Source organism: Actinokineospora sp. NBRC 105648, assembly GCF_030269645.1.
Lineage (GTDB): Bacteria > Actinomycetota > Actinomycetes > Mycobacteriales > Pseudonocardiaceae > Actinokineospora.
On record NZ_BSTR01000007.1, the window covers coordinates 96767 to 115121 of the forward strand.

The window sequence follows — 18355 nt, forward strand, 5'->3', positions numbered from 1 at the left end:
GAGCGCGCGGAATTGGTGCGACCATGGCCCCGTGAAGGCCCAAGACGCCGTGCGCGAGCTGCTTGGTCTACTCGCGCGCGGGGCAGGCGCTGACCGGTTGGCGCAGGTCACGGCATCCGCGCGGGCCGCGGGACTCGATCCGGCGGGGTTGGCGGCGCTCGCCGGTGCCACTGAGGACGCGTTGCGGATCCGGGCCACCGTGGCCGCGCACCGCCGCCGCGAGGCCGAGCTGGTGGCGCTGTTCGACACCGCGGGCGACCTGGCCCGGCTGCGCGACACCGACGCGGTCCTGCGCTCCATCGTCCGCCGCGCCCGGATGCTGCTCGGCGTCGACGTCTCCTACCTGACCCTCAACGACGAGCACGCGGGCAAGACGTACATGCGGGTCACCGAGGGGTCGGCGTCAGCGCTGTTCCAGCAGGTCACCCTCGGCATGGGCGAGGGCTTGGGCGGTCTGGTGGCGCAAACGGCGCGGCCGTACGCCACCAGGGACTACTTCGCCGACACACGGTTCCGGCACACCACGCCCATCGATTCCTCGGTGCACGAAGAGGGCCTGACCGCGATCCTGGGCGTACCACTGGCGTTGGGCGGCAAGGTGATCGGCGTGTTGTTCGCCGCGGACCGCGCGGCGCGCGACTTCTCACCCGACGAGGTGGCGCTGCTGTCCTCGCTGGCCGACCACGCCGCGATCGCCATCGACAACGCCCGGCTGCTCGACGAGACCCGGCTCGCGCTGGCCGAGCTGAACACCGCCAACACGACCATCAGCGCGCACAACGCGGCCATGCGCCGGGCCGAGGACACCCATGACCTGCTCATGGACCTGGTGCTGCGCGGCGGTGACCTGCCCGAGGTGGCCGCCGCCGTCGCCGAGACGCTCGGCGGCGGGATCGCCGTGCACGACGCGTCCGGCACGGAGCTGGCCCGGGTGGGCGGTGCACTGCTGGACCCTCCGGAGGACGCGGTGGTCGCGTCGCGGGCGTCCGGGCGCGCAGTGTCCACACCAGACGCATGGGTGTGTGCGGTGCAGGCAGGACAAGAGCTCTTAGGTTCGCTCCTGTTGACCGGTAAGAGTGATCTGGTAGACGCAGACCGGCGATTGTTCGAGCGGGCAGGCGTGGTTACCGCGCTTCTTCTCATGCTGCGTCGATCGGTAGCGCAAGCCGAGGACGAGGTACGCGGGGAGTTGCTGAGCGACCTGCTCACCGCGCCCGACCGCAACCCGGGCGCGTTGATCGCACGCGGACACCGGCTGGGCGTCGACCTGACCGAGCCGCACGCGGTTCTGGTGGCCACGACCGAGGTACCCCGACGACGGCTGGCGATGGCGGCCGCCCGCTATGCGGCACTCGTCGGCGTGCACGCCGACCAGGTGGTCTTGCTCGCCCGGACGCAGGAGCCGGGCGCGCTGGCGGCCCGGCTCGCGGCGACCCTTTCATCCACTGTGGACTCCCCGGTGACGGTCGGCGCGGCCGGGCCGGTGTCCGGAGTGGACGGTCTGGTGAGCGCGCACGCCGAGGCGGCGCGGTGCACCCGGTCGCTGCTCGCGCTGGGCCGCGCCGGGCAGGGCGCGGCCACCGCGGACCTCGGCTTCGTCGGGCTGCTGCTCGGCGACGGCGACCTGGAGGGCTACGTGCACACCACGATCGGCCCGGTGCTGGAGTACGACGACCGGCGCGGGACGGAGCTGCTGCGCACCCTGGAGGCCTACTTCACCAGCGGGGCGAACCTGACCCGCGCCAAAGAAGTCCTGCACGTGCACGTGAACACGGTGGTGCAGCGGCTGGAGCGGATCGGCTCACTGCTGGGCGCGGACTGGCAGGACCCGGAGCGGGCCCTGGAGATCCAGCTGGCGCTGCGGCTCTTCCGGCTGGCCAGTCTCGCCAGTTGAGCGAATTCGGTGGCGCGGCGGCCCGCGCTGGTCTACATGTGGAGACGTGCACGAGGTCCTCGACGAGCTGGGCGTCCGCGCGGACCTGCTCGCGCCCCAGCAGCTCAGCGAACTCGACGAGCTGGGCTACTGCCGGTTCGACGGGTTCCTCACCGGCGACCAGGTGTCGGCCGCCCTGGACGAGGTCGCCGAACTGCTGCCCTCGAGCGGCAGGCAGGGCGGCACGCTGCACCTGAAGGGGCTGCTGGAGGCGGGGAAGGTGTTCGACCCGCTGTGGCTGCGGCCCAACCTGCTGGCCGCGGTGCGCCACCTGCTCGGGCCCGAGTTCCGGATCAGCGAGATGCACTACCGCGCGGGCAAGCCGGACCACGGCGGCCAAGCGCTGCACATGGACACCGTCGACCGGGCCGGACCGGGTCGTTGGCAGGTGTGCAACGCGATCGTCGCGCTGGTGGACTTCACCACCGACAACGGCGCGACCCGGGTCGTGCCCGGCTCACACCTGGACTACGGGTTCGTCCCGCCGCGCGGTCAGGAGGACCACCCCGACCAGGTGCTGCTGCTGGGGTCGGCGGGCACGGCCTGGCTGTTCAACTCGCACCTGTGGCACTCCGGCACAGCGAACCGCTCGACGACCACCCGGCACGCGGTCCTGACCGCGTTCCACCGGCGCAACGCGGGGACCACGCTGCTGGACACCCAGCCGTCGGACACCACGGTCGAACGCCTGGGAAGTGCTGCCTACCTGCTGATGTAGGCGGCCTGTGGACAACTTCCGACGCCTCTTGCGCAGCACTGCCATCGTGTGCCGGTCCGAAGAGCCGGGGAGGGAACGATGGTCGTGGCACTGGTCCTGTGCTGGGTCCTGCAGTGTGTCCACAGTGGATTTTCGGTGCCGGGGGCCGACCCCCAAACGGTCCCCGGCACCGGCGGCTCACTCCGTGCGCAGGGAGTTGAGCCGGGTCGCGCTGCGCAGGAACGGCAGGGTCAGCACCGAGACCAGCACCCCGAGCCCGGCGGCCGCGCCGGTCATCACGACCACGCCCGACCAGTCGACGACCATGGGGCCCAGCGTCTCGCCGATGACCAGGCTCGCCAGTCCGACGCCGGTCACCACGGCGACCACCGCGCCCAAACCGATCGGCACGGCGATCTGCCAGAGCAGCGACCGCGCCAGCACGCCCCCGGGCACACCGCCCGCCGCCAGGACCGCCAGCGGGCGCCTGCGCTCGCGGATGTGCTCCAGCGCCAGCACCAGCAGGCTCACCCCGGCCAGCAGCAGGGTGAAGACCGAGCCGATCAGCAGCCCGCGGCGGATGGTCAGGTACGAGTCCTGGTTCCTGGTGAGCGGCGCGGAGTGGGTCGAGGTCCAGGTCGAGGTCAGCCACCGCAACGGTTGCAGCGCGTTGCGGACGCGTTCGGGGGCGTCCCGGTCGGCCGGGTCGAAGCGCACCTTCAGGTTGTCCGGGGCGGCGGGCAGCGCCCGGCCCCCGGGCAGCGCGCCCGCCGTCACGATCAGGTCGCCGGGCCGGACCTGGTAGTCGAACTGGGTCGCGGGCAACGGGCGGGCCGTGGTGGGCACCGCGAACTCGCTCGCCTGGGCGAAGGTGTGGTCCGCGCCGGTGTCCACCCGCACCCGGCTGCCCGCGGCGGGGAACTCCTGCACCCGGGCATCGCGGTCGCGGAACACCTGCCCGTCCGCGCAGTCGCGCAGGTCGAACGCCAAGACCAGGTAGTCGCAGTCGGCCACCACGAGCATGCCCAGCTCGACGCCGTCGGCGGACCAGGTGGTCAGCCGACGCGGGTCGGACGCGACGGTCACACCGGGGACCGGCGCCAGTGCCTCCCTGGCACGTGGGGTGCCGCCCTGCTCGACGTAGACCGACATCAGCGACCGGTCGAGGGTCTCGATCTGGGTGGGGACCTGGTAGTGGGTCGCCTCCGAGAGGAGCAGGGACTGCAGGGCGATCGCACCCGCCAGCACGACCGCGACCCCGCCGACGACCCGGGCCGAGGTGCCGCTGTCGAGCTGCAGCCTGCGGATGGCCAGCTGCCAGGACGTGGGGCCGCCGCGCAGCCGACCGACCGCCCGCTCGACCACCCACGGCAGCAGGATCGGCACGCCGAGCAGCAGCAGGGTGGCGCCCGCGGCGATAGCGTAGGCCCACAGCTGGTAGCCGGCCCCCACCCCGCCGCGCCACAGCAGCAGCACGACCCCGAGGGCCACGACCGCCAGCCGCCAGCTGATCCGCCTGCGCACCGGCTTGGCCCGCCGGACGACGCCCAGCGGCTCGATGATGGTGCCGCGCAAGGCGAACTGCGCGGTCGAGAGGGCCAGCGCCGGGATGGCCAGCACGACCAGCACGGCCAGCCACCAGATCGGCCTGATGTCCTGCGGGGGAACACTGATCCCCATCAGGGTCACCCCGGTCGCCAGCTCCCGGCCACCGAGGAACAGCGCCCACCCGAGCACCAGCCCGGCGCAGGCGCTGACCAGCGTCTCAGCGGCGGCGATGCGGCGCACCTGCCTGCCGTCGGCGCCGACGAGCCGCAGCGCGGACAGCCTGCGGTCGCGCTCGGCCCCGGCGATCCGGGTGCTGGCGGCCAGGAAGATGAACACCGGCACCAGCAGCGCCACGGTGCCGAGCAGCAACAGCAGGAGCAGTCCGGGATCCATGTCGTGCTCGAACACCGGCGCGTTGCCGAAGGCGTACACCAGCATCGGGGATTCCGGCTGCAGCGCGCCGATCCCGCCGTAGAGCAGGTGCTGGCGCGGGTCGACGATGGTGTCGGCGTCGATGACGCCCGCGATCCGCTGCGGGAACCGCTCGCGCAGCAGTCCGTTGTCGGGGTCGGCGAGGGTGGCGGCGAGCGCGGGGGACACGTAGATCTCGTCCGCGGCGGGCAGCCGGGGGATGCCCCGGGGCACCGGGGAGTTCGGCCCGGTACCGGCGACGAACAGCTCCAGGACCTCGATCTCGTGCCACTGCGTCGAGGCGGGCATGTAGGTGGTCGGCGCCACCCCCTCGATCTGCCTGCTGTCGGCCATCCCGGCCGCCGCGCGGCTGTCGCGGGCGTGCACCACCGTGCTCACCGAGGAAGCCAGCAGCAGCACCGCGACCGCGATGGCGATCCCGAGCGTGCTCAGCAGGAACCTGGCCATCGGGGTCCGGCCGCCCCCGACGGCCAGCCGGACCCCGATGGCCAGGTCGTTGAGCCAGGCCCTCACGGGACCAGCTCCACGTGCCGGGTACGACCGTCGCGGACCACGACCTCGCGGTCGGAGTACGCGGCCACCCGGGCCTCGTGGGTGACCAGCACGACCGCCGCGCCGGTCTCCTTCGCGGTGCCGACCAGCAGGCGCATCACCTGCTCGCCGCTGAGCGAGTCCAGCGCGCCGGTCGGCTCGTCGGCGAAGATCACCTTCGGGCCGGTGACCAGGGCCCGGGCGACCGCCACGCGCTGCCCCTGGCCGCCGGAGACCTCACTCGGCCGCTTGGCCGCGATGTCCTCGACCTGCAGGCGCGCCAGCCACTCCCGGGCCGTGGCCTCGGCCGCCTTGCGCTTGGCACCACCCAGGCGCAGCGGCAGCGCGACGTTCTCCACACAGGACAGTTCCGGGACGAGCTGGCCGAACTGGAAGACGAACCCGAACTCGCCCCGGCGCAGTGCGCTGCGCGCCTTGTCCGACATCGACGACAGTTCCCGGCCCTCGAACAGGACCACCCCGGTGTCCGGCGTGACGATGCCCGCCAGGCAGTGCAGCAGCGTCGACTTGCCGGAGCCGGACGGGCCCATGACGGCCACGATCTCACCGCGGCGCACCGACAGGTCCGCGCTGTCGAGGGCGGGCGTGCTGCCGAACGCCTTGCCCAGGTTGGTGCCGCTCAGCAGGACCTCGCTCATCCGGCCACCTGCTCACGCAGCTCGTTCAGCCGCGCCGCCGTCAACTCCAGCCAGCGCAGGTCGGCCTCGAGGTGGAACAGCGCGTGGTCGCAGATCAGCTGGTCGGCGAGGTCACCGTCGCGCTTGCGCGCGGTCAGCTCCCGCATCGCCTTCAGGTGCGCCGCGCGCTGCGTGTCGAGCACCACCTCCGCGTCGCGCCCGGACATCAGCGCGAGCACCACCTTGGTGTAGAGCGCGCTGTTCAGGTAGATCTGCGGGTTCTCCGGGGTCACCAGCCACGCCCCGACATCCGTGACACCCGCGTCCGTGATCGCGTAGCGCTTGCGTTCCGGGCCGCCCCCAGCCTCGATGCCACTCTCCACCACCAGTCCGTTGCGCAGGAGCCGAGACAGCGTTGAGTAGACCTGCCCGTAGGCCAGCGGCCGGTCCTGACCGAAGCGCTCGTCGTAGACGCGCTTGAGGTCGTACCCGTGCCGGGGCCCGGTCTCCAGTAACCCCAGCAGGGCGTGTCCGATTGACATGAGCGGCACTGTACTACACGTGTATACACACAGAGAATAGGAGGGTGAGCTGGTCGAACTCGATCAGCACGCGCAGAGGCAGAACGGGTGCCCGGCCGGGTCGGCGTAGACCCAGAACGACTCGTCGGACCGGTCGAGCGGCGTCGCGCCCAGGGCGACCGCCCGCTCGTGGGCGGCGGCGAGGTCATCGACGGCCAGGTCCAAGTGGAGTTGCTGCGGGTGACCACCCTCGGGCCAGGTGGGCGACCGGTAGCCGTAGATCTGCTGGAAGTCGATGCGCCCGCTGCCGCCCTTGATCGAGTACCAGGTGACGCCCTCGGCGGGCTCCGGAGCGGGCGCCCACCCGAGCAGGCTCGCGTAGAAGTTCGACAGGGCACGCGCGTCCGGGCAGTCGAGGACGACAGCGGACAACGTGGGAACCGACATGGGGCCTCCTAGTAGTAACTAGCGAAATCAGTATGCGAGTTACGTCGGGGACCCACAACCGGTATCCGGCCTACAGTGGTGTCGTGAGCAGTACGGCCCACGACGTGGAGCTGGTCCTCGACTTCCTCAACACGGTCGACGTCGAACAGCACACGGACGTCCTGGACGACCCGGTGCGCTGGCACGCCTGGCTGGCCGAGCGCGACCTGGCCGACGACCCGACCCGCGCCCGCCCGGTCCGCGACGGCCTCCGCGCGTCCGTCGGCGGGACCGAGGCACCCAAGCCACCGCCGGTATCCGTCACCGTGGAACTGGGCGAGACCCCGGAACTGGTCGCCGCCGAGGTGACCGGCGCCGTGCTGGCGGCCGCCACCCGCCTCGCGGTGCTGGGCGAGTGGTCCCGGATGAAGATCTGCCCCGCCGACGACTGCGAGTGGGCCTTCTTCGACCGCTCCCGCAACCGCTCCCGAACCTGGTGCTCCATGCGCGTGTGCGGTAACCGGGAGAAGGCCCGAGCCTGGCGCGAACGCTCCAAACTGAGCTGACACCCCGCGAGGGAGTGTCAGTCGCCCACGCCCACCGAGCCCTGGACCGCGCTGGGAGCAGTGGCGCGTTCAAGTCTCCAAAGCCCTCGACCCAGTGCTCACCGCGCCCAGTGGCTGCCGCCGCGCCTACTCACCCAAAACCGCGCCTCAGCAGAACGAGGCCACCGCGCCCCCAGCCAAGCACCGCACGGCCGCCCTCAGCCACCGGCCGTGCGGGCCACCATCACCGCAGGCGACCATCACCATGGTCGGCACCGACCCCACCTGATCCTGCAGACAGCACGAACACCGCTCGACCCAGCCCAGTCGGTCCCCGAAGGGGCATCGGGTTCGCGCCTGCCCCACCGGCCTGGCTCCGTGCCGGTGGGGTCAGGTGATCAGCTGGGCCACCGTGTAGATCACCAGGCCTGCCAGGGCACCGACCACCGTGCCGTTGATCCGGATGAACTGGAGGTCGCGGCCCACCTGGAGTTCGATCTTCCGCGAGGTCTCCTCGGCGTCCCAGCGCTGGACCGTGTCGGTGATCAGGGTGGTGATCTCGTCGCGGTAGTTGAGGACGACGTAGGCGGCGGCGCCCTCCACCCAGCTGTCGGCCTTGGCGCGCAGGGACTCGTCGGAGACCAGGCGCGCGCCGAGGGTCATCAGGCCCGCGCGGACGCGGGTGCGCAGTTCGCTCGAGGGGTCCTCGGCGGCGTCCAAGAGCATCTTCTTCGCCGTCGACCAAGCCGAGCCGATCAGGTTCTGCACCTCGGAGTGCTCGAGGACCTGCTGCTTGACCTGCTCGGCGCGCTCCATCACCTTCGGGTCGCGCTGCAGGTCACCGGCGAACTCGCCGAGGAACTTGTCCAGGGCGAGGCGCATCGGGTGGTTCACGTCGGTCTTGACCGCCCAGGCGAACGAGAGGACCTCGCCGTAGACCTTGTCGGCGACCAGGGAGTCGAAGAACTTCGGCGACCAGGACGGCGCCCGGTTCGAGACCACGCCCATGACCTGGTCGTAGTTGCCCTTGACCCACTCGTACGCGCGGTCGCACATCAGGTCCACCAGCTTGTGGTGCGAACCGTCGGCGAAGACCCGCTCCAGCAGCTTGCCCAGCGGCGGGCCCCACGGCACGGCCACGATCCGCGAGACCACGGCCTGCTCCATCACCGCCTGCACGTCCTCGTCGCGCAGCACCGTGACCGCCCCGCGCACGACCGTGGCCAGCTCGGAGGTGACCCGCTCGGCGTTGTCCGGCTCGGCGAGCCAACCGCCCAGCCGGGCCGCCACTCCGACCCGGCGCAGCCGCTCGCGCACCACCGACTCGGACAGGAAGTTGGAGCCGACGAACTCCCCCAGGCTCTCGCCCAGCACGTCCTTCTTGGTCGGGATGATCGCGGTGTGCGGGATCGGCAGGCCGAGCGGGCGGCGGAACAGCGCGGTCACGGCGAACCAGTCGGCCAGCGCGCCCACCATGCCCGCCTCGGCCGCCGCCTTGACGTAGCCGACCCACGCGGGCGGGTCCGGCCACAGGGTGGCGGCCAGGAAGATGACGGTCGCCACGCCCAGGAAGGCCAGCGCGACCAGCTTCATCCTCCGCAGCGCTACCCGCTTCTGCTCATCGCCGGGGACGGCTGTCAGTTGCTCCACGGGTCCATTCTCCGTGAGGATGCTGTCCCGTGCCCCGAACCAGCCTCGTGCCGCGCCTGCGCCCGTTCACCTCGACGATCTTCGCGGAGATGACCGCGCTCGCCGTGCGCACCGGCGCGGTCAACCTCGGCCAGGGATTCCCGGACACCGACGGCCCGGCCGGGATGCTCACCGCCGCCCAGGACGCCATCGCCGCGGGCGTCAACCAGTACCCGCCCGGCCCCGGCCGCCCGGAGCTGCGGGCGGCGATCGCCGAGCGGCGTGCGCGGTACGGGACGGCCTTCGACCCCGACACCGAGATCCTGGTCACGGTGGGCGCCACGGAGGCCATCGCCGCCTCGCTGGTGGCGCTGGTGGAGGCGGGCGACGAGGTGATCCTGTTCGAGCCCTACTACGACTCCTACGCCGCCGCGGTCGCCATGGCGGGGGCCACCCGGACCGTCGTCTCGCTGACCGAGGACCCGTCCGGCCGGTTCGGCCTGGACGTGGACGCGCTGCGGGCCGCGGTCACCCCGCGGACCCGGGCGATCCTGGTCAACACCCCGCACAACCCGACCGGCAGCGTGCTCACCCGGGCCGAACTGGAGGCGATCGCCGCCGTCTGCGTCGAGCACGACCTGATCGCGATCACCGACGAGGTCTACGAGGACCTGCTCTTCGACGGTCGCGCGCACATCCCGCTGGGCTCGCTGCCGGGGATGGCCGAGCGGACCCTGACGATCTCCAGCGCGGGCAAGAGCTTCAACTGCACCGGCTGGAAGATCGGCTGGGTGTGCGGGCCCGCCGAGCTGGTGGCCGCGGTGCGCGCGGCGAAGCAGTTCCTGACCTTCGTCGGGGGCGCGCCGTTCCAGCCCGCGGTCGCCTACGCGCTGCGCGCGGAGTCCGCCTGGGTCGACGACCTGCGGGACTCGTTGGCGGACAAGCGAACCCGGCTGTCCAAGGGCCTGGCCGAGGCGGGCTTCGGGGTGCGCGCGGCGGAGGGCACGTACTTCGTGTGCGCCGACGTCCGCCCGCTCGGCTACACCGACGGCCTGGAGTTCTGCCGGGCGCTGCCCGAGCGGATCGGCGTGGCCGCGGTGCCGGTGCAGGTGTTCACCGACAACCCGGGGCGCTGGGCCCACATCGTGCGATTCGCCTTCTGCAAGCGCGACGAGGTGCTCGACGAGGCCATCGCGCGCCTGCACCGACTCGGATAGTTCACTCCTTCGAGGGGCCTGCGGAGCCTACCTGCGACGACCCCCGTCCGAACCGCCGGAAGGGGATCTCGGAGGGAGGACGGCATGGTGGACGAACCCACGACGGACCTGCTGGCGCGGGCCGTCGACGGCGACCAACGGGCTTGGCGGGCGCTGGTCGAGCGGTACGCGGGAGTGGTGTGGCGAGTCGCGCGGGCGCACCGGCTGAGCGAGGCCGACGCCGCCGACGTCAGCCAGAACACCTGGGTGGCACTGGCCGAGCACGCGGCCACGCTGCATTCCCCGCAGCGGTTGGCGGCCTGGCTCACCACCACCGCCCGCCGCGAGTGCCTACGGGTCCTCAACCGGCGGGAGGTGCCGGTCGAGCCCGGCTGGGTCGACGCACCGTGGGCCGACGAGTGGCCGGAGGCCATCGCCCTGCGCGGCTTCCGCGACGACCTCCTGTGGCGGGCGTACAACACGCTCAACGAACGCTGCCGCAGGTTGCTGGGCCTGATGGCCTACGCCCCCGAACTGAGCTACGCCCAACTCGGTCGCGCGATCGGCCTCGGAACGAGCAGCGTGGGCACCGCCCGCGGCCGCTGCCTACACGCCCTGCGCAAGCAACTCGCCGTGCTCGGCATGCCCGACGAGGCCGCCGGATGAGCCCGGACGCACTGGGACGCACCCAGCATCGAGGAAAGTCCGAACCACCCACCACCAAGGTGGCGGGAAGCCAGTGGTCCGAACTCGCCACCCAGCACCGGACTTCGCCCCACCGGCCGAACGCAGGCTCGGCGGCAGGCTCGGCGGCAGGCTCGGCGGCAGGCTCGGCGGCAGGCTCGGCGGCAGGCTCGGCGGCAGGCTCGGCGGCAGGCTCGGCGGCAGGCTCGGCGGCAGGCTCGGCGGCAGGCTCGGCGGCGCGTGGCGCCTGCCGAGCCTCAGTGAACGGGTCCCTCGGGAGCTGGTCGCGCGTCCTGTGCTCGTTGGGCACCTCTCCAACACAACCAACCCAGCACCGCCGGGTGCTTTCCGAGGGGGTGGCGGTGTGACTGACGGCGAGCTCTTGGGTGAGTTGGCGGGCCTGCTCGATCGGATCGACCCGGTCCCGCGGCGCGTGGTTGAGGCGGCTGTGTTCGCGGGGGCGTTGCTCGGTGTGGAGAGCACTCCGCTGGAGTTGGTGTTGGAGCCCTGCCCCTTGATGCGTGGGCCCCGCCAGTTGTTCCGCGGTGAGGACGGCATCCTGGTCGAGCTCGGCGATCGGGTGACCGGCCTCGCCGTCGGCACCGCTCGGGTGGAGGTGCACTCCCGGGTTGGCGCCGCGCTGCTGCCGGTGGACTCGCTCGGGTGTTTCTCCGGGCCGCTCGAGCCGGGGCGGGTTCGGCTTGTGCTGCACCGGTTCTGCGGTCCGCCGCTGGTCTCGGCGTGGTTGCGGTGAGCTGGGCGAAGTGGCACGCGGCGGCCGTCGAGCTGCAGGAGCGCGGGTTGCCGTTGCGGGCCCGGGCCGCCGCCGCGGCCGCGGTGCGAGCGGCGACGTCTGCGGGCAAGCAGGCCGAGTCGCGGTTGGTGTTGGCCTGGGTGTGCCACGTGCTCGGGGAACGCGACGAGTGCGCCGGGCTGATCACCCTCGCCCGGCCAGCGCTCCCCGCGGCGCTGGTGGCGCGGGCGGACTGCCTGGCCGGGCTGGTCCTGTGCGGCGACAGCGCGCACGCGGAGGCCTACCCGGTGCTGACTGCCGCGGCCGACGCGTTGGCCGATGACCCGCTGTGGCGAGCGAACGCCCTGGTCGGGCTGGGGGTCAGCGCGGCGTGCCTGCGGCGGTTCGCGTTCGCCGACCGCGCGCTGCGCACCGCCTCCACTATCTACAGTGGACTGGGGATGGTCGAGCGGGCGGCCACCTGCACGCACAACCGGGGGTTCGTCGCGGCCCAGGCCGGGGACATCCCGACGGCGCTGGCGCACTACGCGGCGGCCGGGATCGATGTGGCGCGCAGGCCCGAGGTGCTGCTCGACCGCGCGGCGGCCCTGCTCGCCGCCGGTCTGGTCAGCGAGGCCGGCACCGAACTGGCCCGGGCGGGCAAGCTCCTCGGCGCCACCGGTCGGGGTCCGGCGTTCGGCGAGGCGACCCTGGCCCACGGCTGGCACGCGCTGCGCGCGGGTGACCTGCCCACCGCCCGAACCGCGGCCCGTCAGGCGACCGAACTCCTGCCCGCCGCTCGACTCCCGGAGGCGCAGAGCCTCGCGGCACTCGCCGACCCGGAGACGCCGGTCGACCCCACCTTGGCCGATGAGTGCGAACAAGCAGGCCAACGGAGCGTCGCAGTCGAGCTGCGTCTGGCGGCAGGACTACCGGAACTGGTTGCTCCAGAACGGTTTTCCGACACCCCGGAGCTAAGAGCCCTGGGGTGGCTCGCGCAAGCACGGTTGGCAAAGACGCCCGACGAGGTGCTCGCGGCCTGCCGGGCCGGACTCGGCGCGGATGGCGGGTCCGCCGAGTTGGCCGCCGCGGGCCTGGCGGCGGCGATGCGGTCAGGTTGCCCCCGGCTCGTCTTCGAGTGGGTGGAGCGGGAGCGCTCGGCCCAGGTCCGGCCGCGCGCCACCTGGGACCGCTCGGCGAACACCTGGCGGTTCGCAGGCCAGGACCTCGACGCGGACGGGCAGACCCACCGGGACGAGAACGGCCCGGCGCCCAAGAGGGAGCCCGAGGTGCGGCCCACCGACGGGCCGGACCGGCCGGTGTTCGACACCGGCGTACCGACCCAGCACGCCCCTGGCCTGCGGTTCAAGGAGTTCCACGGCATGCGGATCGCCTCCGGCGCCGGGCCGGACGACGTCGACGTGGTCGTCGGCCGGGCCGGTGCGCTGGAGGTGTCCGCGGTCGCCGACGAGGCGCAGGCGGCGGGCACGATGGTGCTCAACCTCTTCCTCCACTGTGGACGGATGCACGCCGTGACGGTCGTCGAGGGCCACTTCCGGCTGCACGACCTCGGCGAGGCGGACCTCGTCGAGGGCGCGGCGGGCGCGCTGTGGCGCAGTGCGGCGCTGGGCGCGGTGAGCGATCACGGCCAAGCCGCGGTGGCGCAGGCGGCGGAGGTGCTGGACTCCTTGCTGCTGCGGCGGATCGGCAGCGCGGTCCGGCCGCTGGTTGTGCTCCCCACCGACAGCCTGCTGCGGGTCCCGTGGGCGGCGCTGCCCGGCAACCACGGGCGGGCGGTGGCGGTGGCCCCCTCGGCGGCGCATTGGCTGCGGGCGCGCCAGGTCCGAGCCGCCACGACGTCGCGGCTGTGGGTGGCCGGGCCGGGCCTGGAGCACGCGGAGGCCGAGGTCGCCGCGCTGCACCGCAGGCACGGGGGCACGCTGCTCACCGGGGCCGCGGCCACCGCCGACGGGGTGCTGCGCGCGATGGAGGGCCAGGACACCGTGCACATCGCGGCGCACTGCGTCCGGCGGGCGGAGGCGCCGTTGTTCGCCGCGGTGCACCTGGCGGACCGGAGCCTGTTCGGCCACGACCTCGACCGGCTCGACCGGCCACCGCGGGTGGTGGTGCTGTCCGGGTGCGAGTCGGCGGTCGGGCTGCCTCGGGTCCTGCTCGACCGCGGCGCCCGGGCGGTCGTCGCGGGCACGGTGCCGGTGCCCGACGCGCGCAGCCTGGGTCTGGTCGAGGCGCTGCACGAGCACCTAGTGGCCGGTGTGGACGCTCCCGACGCCCTGGCCAGGGCCCAGGTCCGGCACGGCGACCTGGGCTTCGTGGCGTTCGGCGGCTAGCTCGGCGGCCACGAACGGGGCCGCGAACGACGTGCCGCTCCACCGCGCCGCGCCGTAGGTCCGGGTGCCCGCGACCAGGTGGACGTGCGCGCTGACGATGTCGACCCCGGGCGCGAGGCGGTCGACCCACGGGCCGTGGTTGGAGAACGGCGCCGGGCTCCCGTCGGCGGCCGCGGCGCCGACGGCGGTGACCGTCGGCAGGGCAGCGGGCCAGAACGGCCGCGCGGAGCCGGAATTCCCCGCCGCCGCGACGACGGTGGGCCAGTGGGACAGCTCGCGGGCCAGCACCGGCGGGCAACGGTCGTCTGATGTGTGGCAACCCGCCGTGAGCAAGAGGATGTCCACGGTCTCCCCGCGCGCGTGGGCCAAATGGCGCGCGCGGCGCAACGTCGTGGCCACTGTGCGGTCGTCGGTAAGACCCTGCGAGGACAACACGGGGTGCTGACGGATCCGCACCCCGGGCGCGTGTCGCAGGAGGACACCCGCGACGAAGGTGCCGTGCCCCGCTTGGCGGTCCTCGACCCCGTCGCCGTCGGCGTCGAGCGCCTCCAGGCCCCAGTCGCCGAACCACGGCCGCCCCACGAACCACGGGTGCGGGTCCACCCCGGTGTCCAGCAGGAGAACCGTGACCGGCGGCGCCCAGTCCACCCGCGCGGGTTCCGGCGGCAGCGGCGCGGGCACCGGCCGCGCGCCGGTGCCGTGCAGGATCGGCGCGCCGACCAGCACGGAGTGCACGTGGTTGGCCGCGACCGGGACCCGGTCGGCCAGGTCCGCGGCGACGCGGACGCAGTCGAGGCCGGGGCGCAGGCGCAGCCGAGCGTGCTCGGACGGGTCCACCGCCTCGATCCAGCGGTCCAGCGCGCGCACCGCGTCCGGGAGGCGGTCGCGCGGGACGATCAGCTGACCGCGGCGGACGAGGCACTCCGCGGGGCCACCCGGGTCGTGCAGCAAGAGGTCGGGCCTGCGTTCGGCGAGGCGCGACAACGGGTTCCGGCTGCGGTCTGTGTGCACAACGGACACCGTGCTGCCCCGATCGCGCACTCGCTCGGAAGAAGTCGCTGTATCACCCGGTCCAGTGATTTCCACTGTCGGTGATCACGCCCGCCTCGGCCGCACTCACGCGGTGCCGTGCGCCGTCTTTCCGGGTGGAACACACGCGGTTAGGGTGCATGGGGGTGACCCGGTGCTGGATAGTGACCTGGTCACACCGGTCGGTGGCGGCTCGACTAGGTAACCGGGATGGCGGTGAGCACGTGACACGGTCAGCGAACGCGTCGCGCCTGCTGCTCCGGCTCGTGGTCACCGGGGGTCTGCTGATGGCCGCCTGGGTGCTGGGCGCGCTGCTCGCGGGCGCCGCCTCGGCCGAGACCGGCGTCGACCACCGGCCGCCGCCCGAGGACGGCAGCCTGCTCGGCTTCGTGACCAACACGCTCTCCGACCTCGACGCCGTCGCGAGCGCGCCGGTGGTCACCAACGTGGTGGACACCGTCACCGGCATCGCCGACGACGTGGTGGGTGTCGTGCAGAACGCGGTCCCCAAGCCACCCGCGCCGGTGGTCGAACCACCGCCGGTCCCGGTACCGCCCGTGCCCGCCGCCGTCGCGAGCCCGCCCGTCGAGCGGGCCGCCCCGGCAGCGCCGGTCCGCAAGCCCGCCGCGACGCCCGCGCGGGCGCACAAGCCGTCCCCGAAGGCCCCCCGGGCCACCAGCCCGGTGGTGCGCAAGCCCCCGCAGGTAGTGCAAGAGCACCGCGCGGCGCTGCCCGTGCAGCAGTCCAACGGTCCGCGTGCTCAGCGCGACAGCCTGCCCACGCCCCCCGCGGCGCCCTCGTCGCCCGCCTGCCCGGCGGCGCCGAGTCCCACCGCGTCCCCCTCGCACGACGGCGGCGGCCAGGCCCGCGCCCAGATCGGCGTGCTCTCGGCACGCCACCAGCTCGTACCCCCCACCGCCACCGGCGGTGCGGCGGCGGACGCGCTCCAGCCGCCCGGCGAGCTGACCGGGTTGCTCACCCACACCCCCGACTGACCGGCTCGAGATCGCGGGACCGGTCTATCCACAACCGGTCCGTGCTCGACGTTCACCCGGTGCGGTCTCGCTCCCGAAAGCCACTTCCGATGACCCGATCTGCCGACCGCGCCCGGTCAGATCGGGACCTGGCCCCGGCGCCGCGATGCCCCCGCGGCGCCGGGGCCCTCCCTCCGGCGACCCGCCCGATCGGCACAACGAGGGGCTGTGCCGACTGGCCTGGGTGGGCGCCGAGGTCGAGGTGCGCTGGATGGCGAAAGGTCCAAACAACTACGCCATCCAGCGCACTGGCTTTCTACCGCCTCGGCCCCGGCAAAGCCAGCTACGCGACCGGGATTAGACCGTCGGAACCGATCGTTCCAGGCGATCCGGTGACGAGCGAGCCGACCCGTGCCAGCCTGCGCACGGCATCCACCAGTTGGGGCGCGGGCAGCGTGTAGGGCAGCCGCAGCCACCGCTCCAGCCCGCCGTGCACCCCGAACCGGGCACCTGGCGCCACCCGCACCCCCACGTTCTGCGCCGCGACCGCGATCCGGGTGCCGACCGGTCCGGGCAGCTCGCACCACAGGCTCAGACCGCCCGCGGGCAGCTCGAACCGCCACTGCGGGCAGTGCGCGCGCACCGCGTCGGCAAGCACCCCGCGCAGCACCGCCACCTCTGCCCGGCGGGCCCGCAGCATCGGCTCGGGGTCGGTGTAGAGCTGGGCCAGCAGCAGTTGCTCGAACACCGGGGAGCCGAGGTCGAAGGCGTGCCGGGCGGCGGCGAGCCTGCCGATCACCTCCTCCGGCGCGCGCACCCACCCCAGCCGCAGCCCACCCCAGTGCGACTTGCTCGCCGACCCGACGGTGATCACCAGGTTGGGGGCGAAGGTCGCCATCGGCGGCGGGCCGTCCAGCGGGTCGCCGTCGAGGTCGAGCTCGACCAGCGTCTCGTCGACCACGACCGGGGTGCGGGCCCGGCGCAGGATCGCGGCGAGCCGTTCGCGGCCCGGGGCGTCGAGCCTGCGGCCGGTCGGGTTGTGGAAGTCCACGATCAGGTAGGCCAGCCGGGGCGCGGCCTGGCGCAGGGCGGCCTCGATGCCGTCGAGGTCCCAATCCGCCTCGGGCATCGGGACCGGGACCGGGACGACGTGGGCGGCACGCAGCGCCTCCAGGGCGTTCGGGTAGGTCGGCTGCTCGACGAGCACGCGGTCGCCGGGCCCGGCCATGGCCCGCAGCACCAGGGCGAGGCCGTGGTGGGCGCCGTTGGTGACCAGGATCTGCTCGGGGGTGGTGGGCAGGCCGCGGGCCGCGAACCGTTCGGCCAGCCGCTCGCGCAGCGGGTCGATGCCCAGCTCGTGGTAGCCGTGGCCGGACAGCTCGGCGGCGAAGGACCCGCGCACGGCGTCGATCGCCGCGGCGAACCCGGCGGGCGCGGCGGGGGCGGCCCGGGCCAGGTCGAGCGGCTGGTCGCCGATCGGGGCGGCGGGCCGGGCGACCGCGGTGGGCAGCGCGGTGCGCGAGCCGGAGCCGCGCCGGCTGACGACCATGCCGTCGGCGCGCAGCAGGTCCCAGGCGGTGGCGACCAGGGTGCGGCTCACCCCGAGGGCGGCGGCGAGCTCGCGCTCGGCGGGCAGCGTGGTGCCGGGTGGGAGCTGGCCGTCGAGCACCAGCAGCCGGATGCCCGCGGCCAGGCCCGCCGAGCCCTGTCGGCTGCCGTGCTCGCGCCACTCGCCCAGCATGCGGACCAATCGAGTACTGGAGACACGGCCACCCGGGGGAATCATGTGGCCAATTATCACTGATTGGCCATCGAATCGCAGCCAATCATCGCGCAAGATGGACCTATGGCCCCCACCAACCTCACGCCCGTGCCGCTGCGGGTCAGTCCCGGGCGCAGGCTGCCGCAGCTGTTCCTGGGTCTCGCGCTCTACGGCTTCAGCACCGGCCTGCAGATCGAGGCCGCCCTCGGGCTCTCCCCCTGGGACGTGCTGCACGAGGCGCTGCACAAGCTGAGCGGGCTCAGCTTCGGCACGGTCACCGCGCTGACCAGCCTGCTCGTGCTGCTGTGCTGGATCCCGATCAAGCAGCGCCCCGGCTTCGGCACGGTCGCCAACGTGCTGATCGTGTCCGCGTCGATCGACCTCACCCTCGCGGCCCTGCCCACCCCGGACAACCTGGTCACGCGCGGGCTGTTCCTGGTGGCGGGCGTGGTGCTCAACGGCCTGGCGACCGCGGCCTACATCGGCGCCCGGCTGGGCCCCGGCCCGCGCGACGGGCTGATGACCGGGATCGCCGGCCGCACGGGGTTCGCGATCCGCTGGGTGCGCACCGCGATCGAGGTCGTGGTGCTCGCCGCGGGCTGGCTGCTGGGCGGGACGGTGGGCCTGGGCACCGCGCTCTACGCGCTGGCGATCGGCCCGCTGGCGCAGGCGTTCCTGCCGCTGGTGTCCTGGCGTCCTCGGGCCGAGGCCGAAATCGGACACTAGGGT

General features: G+C 73.3%; 16 protein-coding genes. 9 read left to right on the top strand and 7 right to left on the bottom strand.

Going from position 1 to position 18355, the window contains the following annotated elements:
* Positions 1–31: 31 nt before the first annotated feature.
* Both QSK30_RS09270 and QSK30_RS09275 read left to right on the top strand, forming a co-directional pair.
* Positions 32–1894: a helix-turn-helix domain-containing protein gene (locus QSK30_RS09270; protein WP_285501370.1), complete on the top strand. Its 1863-nt coding sequence runs from the start codon at positions 32–34 to the stop codon at positions 1892–1894.
* 46 nt (positions 1895–1940) lie between these two features.
* Entirely contained in the window at positions 1941–2651 is a 711-nt protein-coding gene (locus tag QSK30_RS09275) for a phytanoyl-CoA dioxygenase family protein (RefSeq protein WP_285501372.1), read from the top strand.
* 177 nt (positions 2652–2828) lie between these two features.
* Here the strand turns inward: QSK30_RS09275 and QSK30_RS09280 are convergent, their stop codons facing one another.
* The 4 genes from QSK30_RS09280 to QSK30_RS09295 form a co-directional block, all read right to left on the bottom strand.
* Positions 2829–5123, bottom strand: coding sequence for an ABC transporter permease (locus QSK30_RS09280; RefSeq protein WP_285501374.1), 2295 nt, complete (start codon positions 5121–5123; stop codon positions 2829–2831).
* The gene (locus tag QSK30_RS09285; protein ID WP_285501376.1) at positions 5120–5800 is read right to left on the bottom strand and encodes an ABC transporter ATP-binding protein; all 681 of its coding nucleotides are present in this window, start codon (positions 5798–5800) and stop codon (positions 5120–5122) included. The genes QSK30_RS09280 and QSK30_RS09285 overlap by 4 nt, the downstream gene beginning before the upstream one ends.
* The gene (locus tag QSK30_RS09290) at positions 5797–6321 is read right to left on the bottom strand and encodes a PadR family transcriptional regulator (RefSeq protein ID WP_285501377.1); all 525 of its coding nucleotides are present in this window, start codon (positions 6319–6321) and stop codon (positions 5797–5799) included. Before QSK30_RS09290 ends, QSK30_RS09285 begins: the two co-directional genes overlap by 4 nt.
* Positions 6322–6384: 63 nt before the next feature.
* Entirely contained in the window at positions 6385–6747 is a 363-nt protein-coding gene (locus QSK30_RS09295) for a VOC family protein (protein ID WP_285501380.1), read from the bottom strand.
* Positions 6748–6830: 83 nt separating this feature from the next.
* On the opposite strand from QSK30_RS09295, the gene QSK30_RS09300 reads away from it, so the two are divergent.
* Positions 6831–7292 (top strand): CGNR zinc finger domain-containing protein, encoded by a 462-nt coding sequence (locus QSK30_RS09300; RefSeq protein ID WP_285501382.1) that lies wholly within the window; start codon positions 6831–6833, stop codon positions 7290–7292.
* A 369-nt stretch (positions 7293–7661) separates the two neighbouring features.
* On the opposite strand, the gene QSK30_RS09305 is transcribed toward QSK30_RS09300, so the two are convergent.
* Positions 7662–8864: a DUF445 domain-containing protein gene (locus tag QSK30_RS09305; protein ID WP_285501612.1), complete on the bottom strand. Its 1203-nt coding sequence runs from the start codon at positions 8862–8864 to the stop codon at positions 7662–7664.
* Between the two features lie 86 nt (positions 8865–8950).
* On the opposite strand from QSK30_RS09305, the gene QSK30_RS09310 reads away from it, so the two are divergent.
* From QSK30_RS09310 to QSK30_RS09325, 4 genes are all read left to right on the top strand, one after another.
* Positions 8951–10117, top strand: coding sequence for a pyridoxal phosphate-dependent aminotransferase (locus tag QSK30_RS09310; protein ID WP_285501383.1), 1167 nt, complete (start codon positions 8951–8953; stop codon positions 10115–10117).
* An 84-nt stretch (positions 10118–10201) separates the two neighbouring features.
* Entirely contained in the window at positions 10202–10762 is a 561-nt protein-coding gene (locus QSK30_RS09315; protein WP_285501384.1) for an RNA polymerase sigma factor, read from the top strand.
* Between the two features lie 73 nt (positions 10763–10835).
* On the top strand, positions 10836–11534 hold the full coding sequence (locus QSK30_RS09320; RefSeq protein WP_285501385.1) for a hypothetical protein: 699 nt from the start codon (positions 10836–10838) through the stop codon (positions 11532–11534).
* Positions 11531–13861, top strand: coding sequence for a CHAT domain-containing protein (locus QSK30_RS09325; protein ID WP_285501387.1), 2331 nt, complete (start codon positions 11531–11533; stop codon positions 13859–13861). Before QSK30_RS09320 ends, QSK30_RS09325 begins: the two co-directional genes overlap by 4 nt.
* Here QSK30_RS09325 and QSK30_RS09330 read toward each other — a convergent pair.
* Positions 13775–14872, bottom strand: a complete 1098-nt coding sequence (locus tag QSK30_RS09330; protein WP_285501388.1) for a S8 family peptidase — start codon at positions 14870–14872, stop codon at positions 13775–13777. The genes QSK30_RS09325 and QSK30_RS09330 overlap by 87 nt on opposite strands.
* Positions 14873–15114: 242 nt before the next feature.
* Between QSK30_RS09330 and QSK30_RS09335 the strand changes: the two genes are divergently transcribed.
* Positions 15115–15885 carry a hypothetical protein gene (locus QSK30_RS09335; protein ID WP_285501390.1) on the top strand — a complete coding sequence of 257 codons (771 nt, stop codon included), beginning with the start codon at positions 15115–15117 and terminating at the stop codon, positions 15883–15885.
* A gap of 322 nt (positions 15886–16207) precedes the next feature.
* Here the strand turns inward: QSK30_RS09335 and yczR are convergent, their stop codons facing one another.
* Complete coding sequence (gene yczR, locus QSK30_RS09340) at positions 16208–17659, bottom strand: MocR-like transcription factor YczR (RefSeq protein WP_502871816.1); 1452 nt, start codon at positions 17657–17659, stop codon at positions 16208–16210.
* Between the two features lie 51 nt (positions 17660–17710).
* Here yczR and yczE point away from each other — a divergent pair, with 51 nt between their 5' ends.
* Positions 17711–18352: a membrane protein YczE gene (gene yczE / locus QSK30_RS09345; RefSeq protein ID WP_285501392.1), complete on the top strand. Its 642-nt coding sequence runs from the start codon at positions 17711–17713 to the stop codon at positions 18350–18352.
* Positions 18353–18355 lie beyond the last annotated feature (3 nt).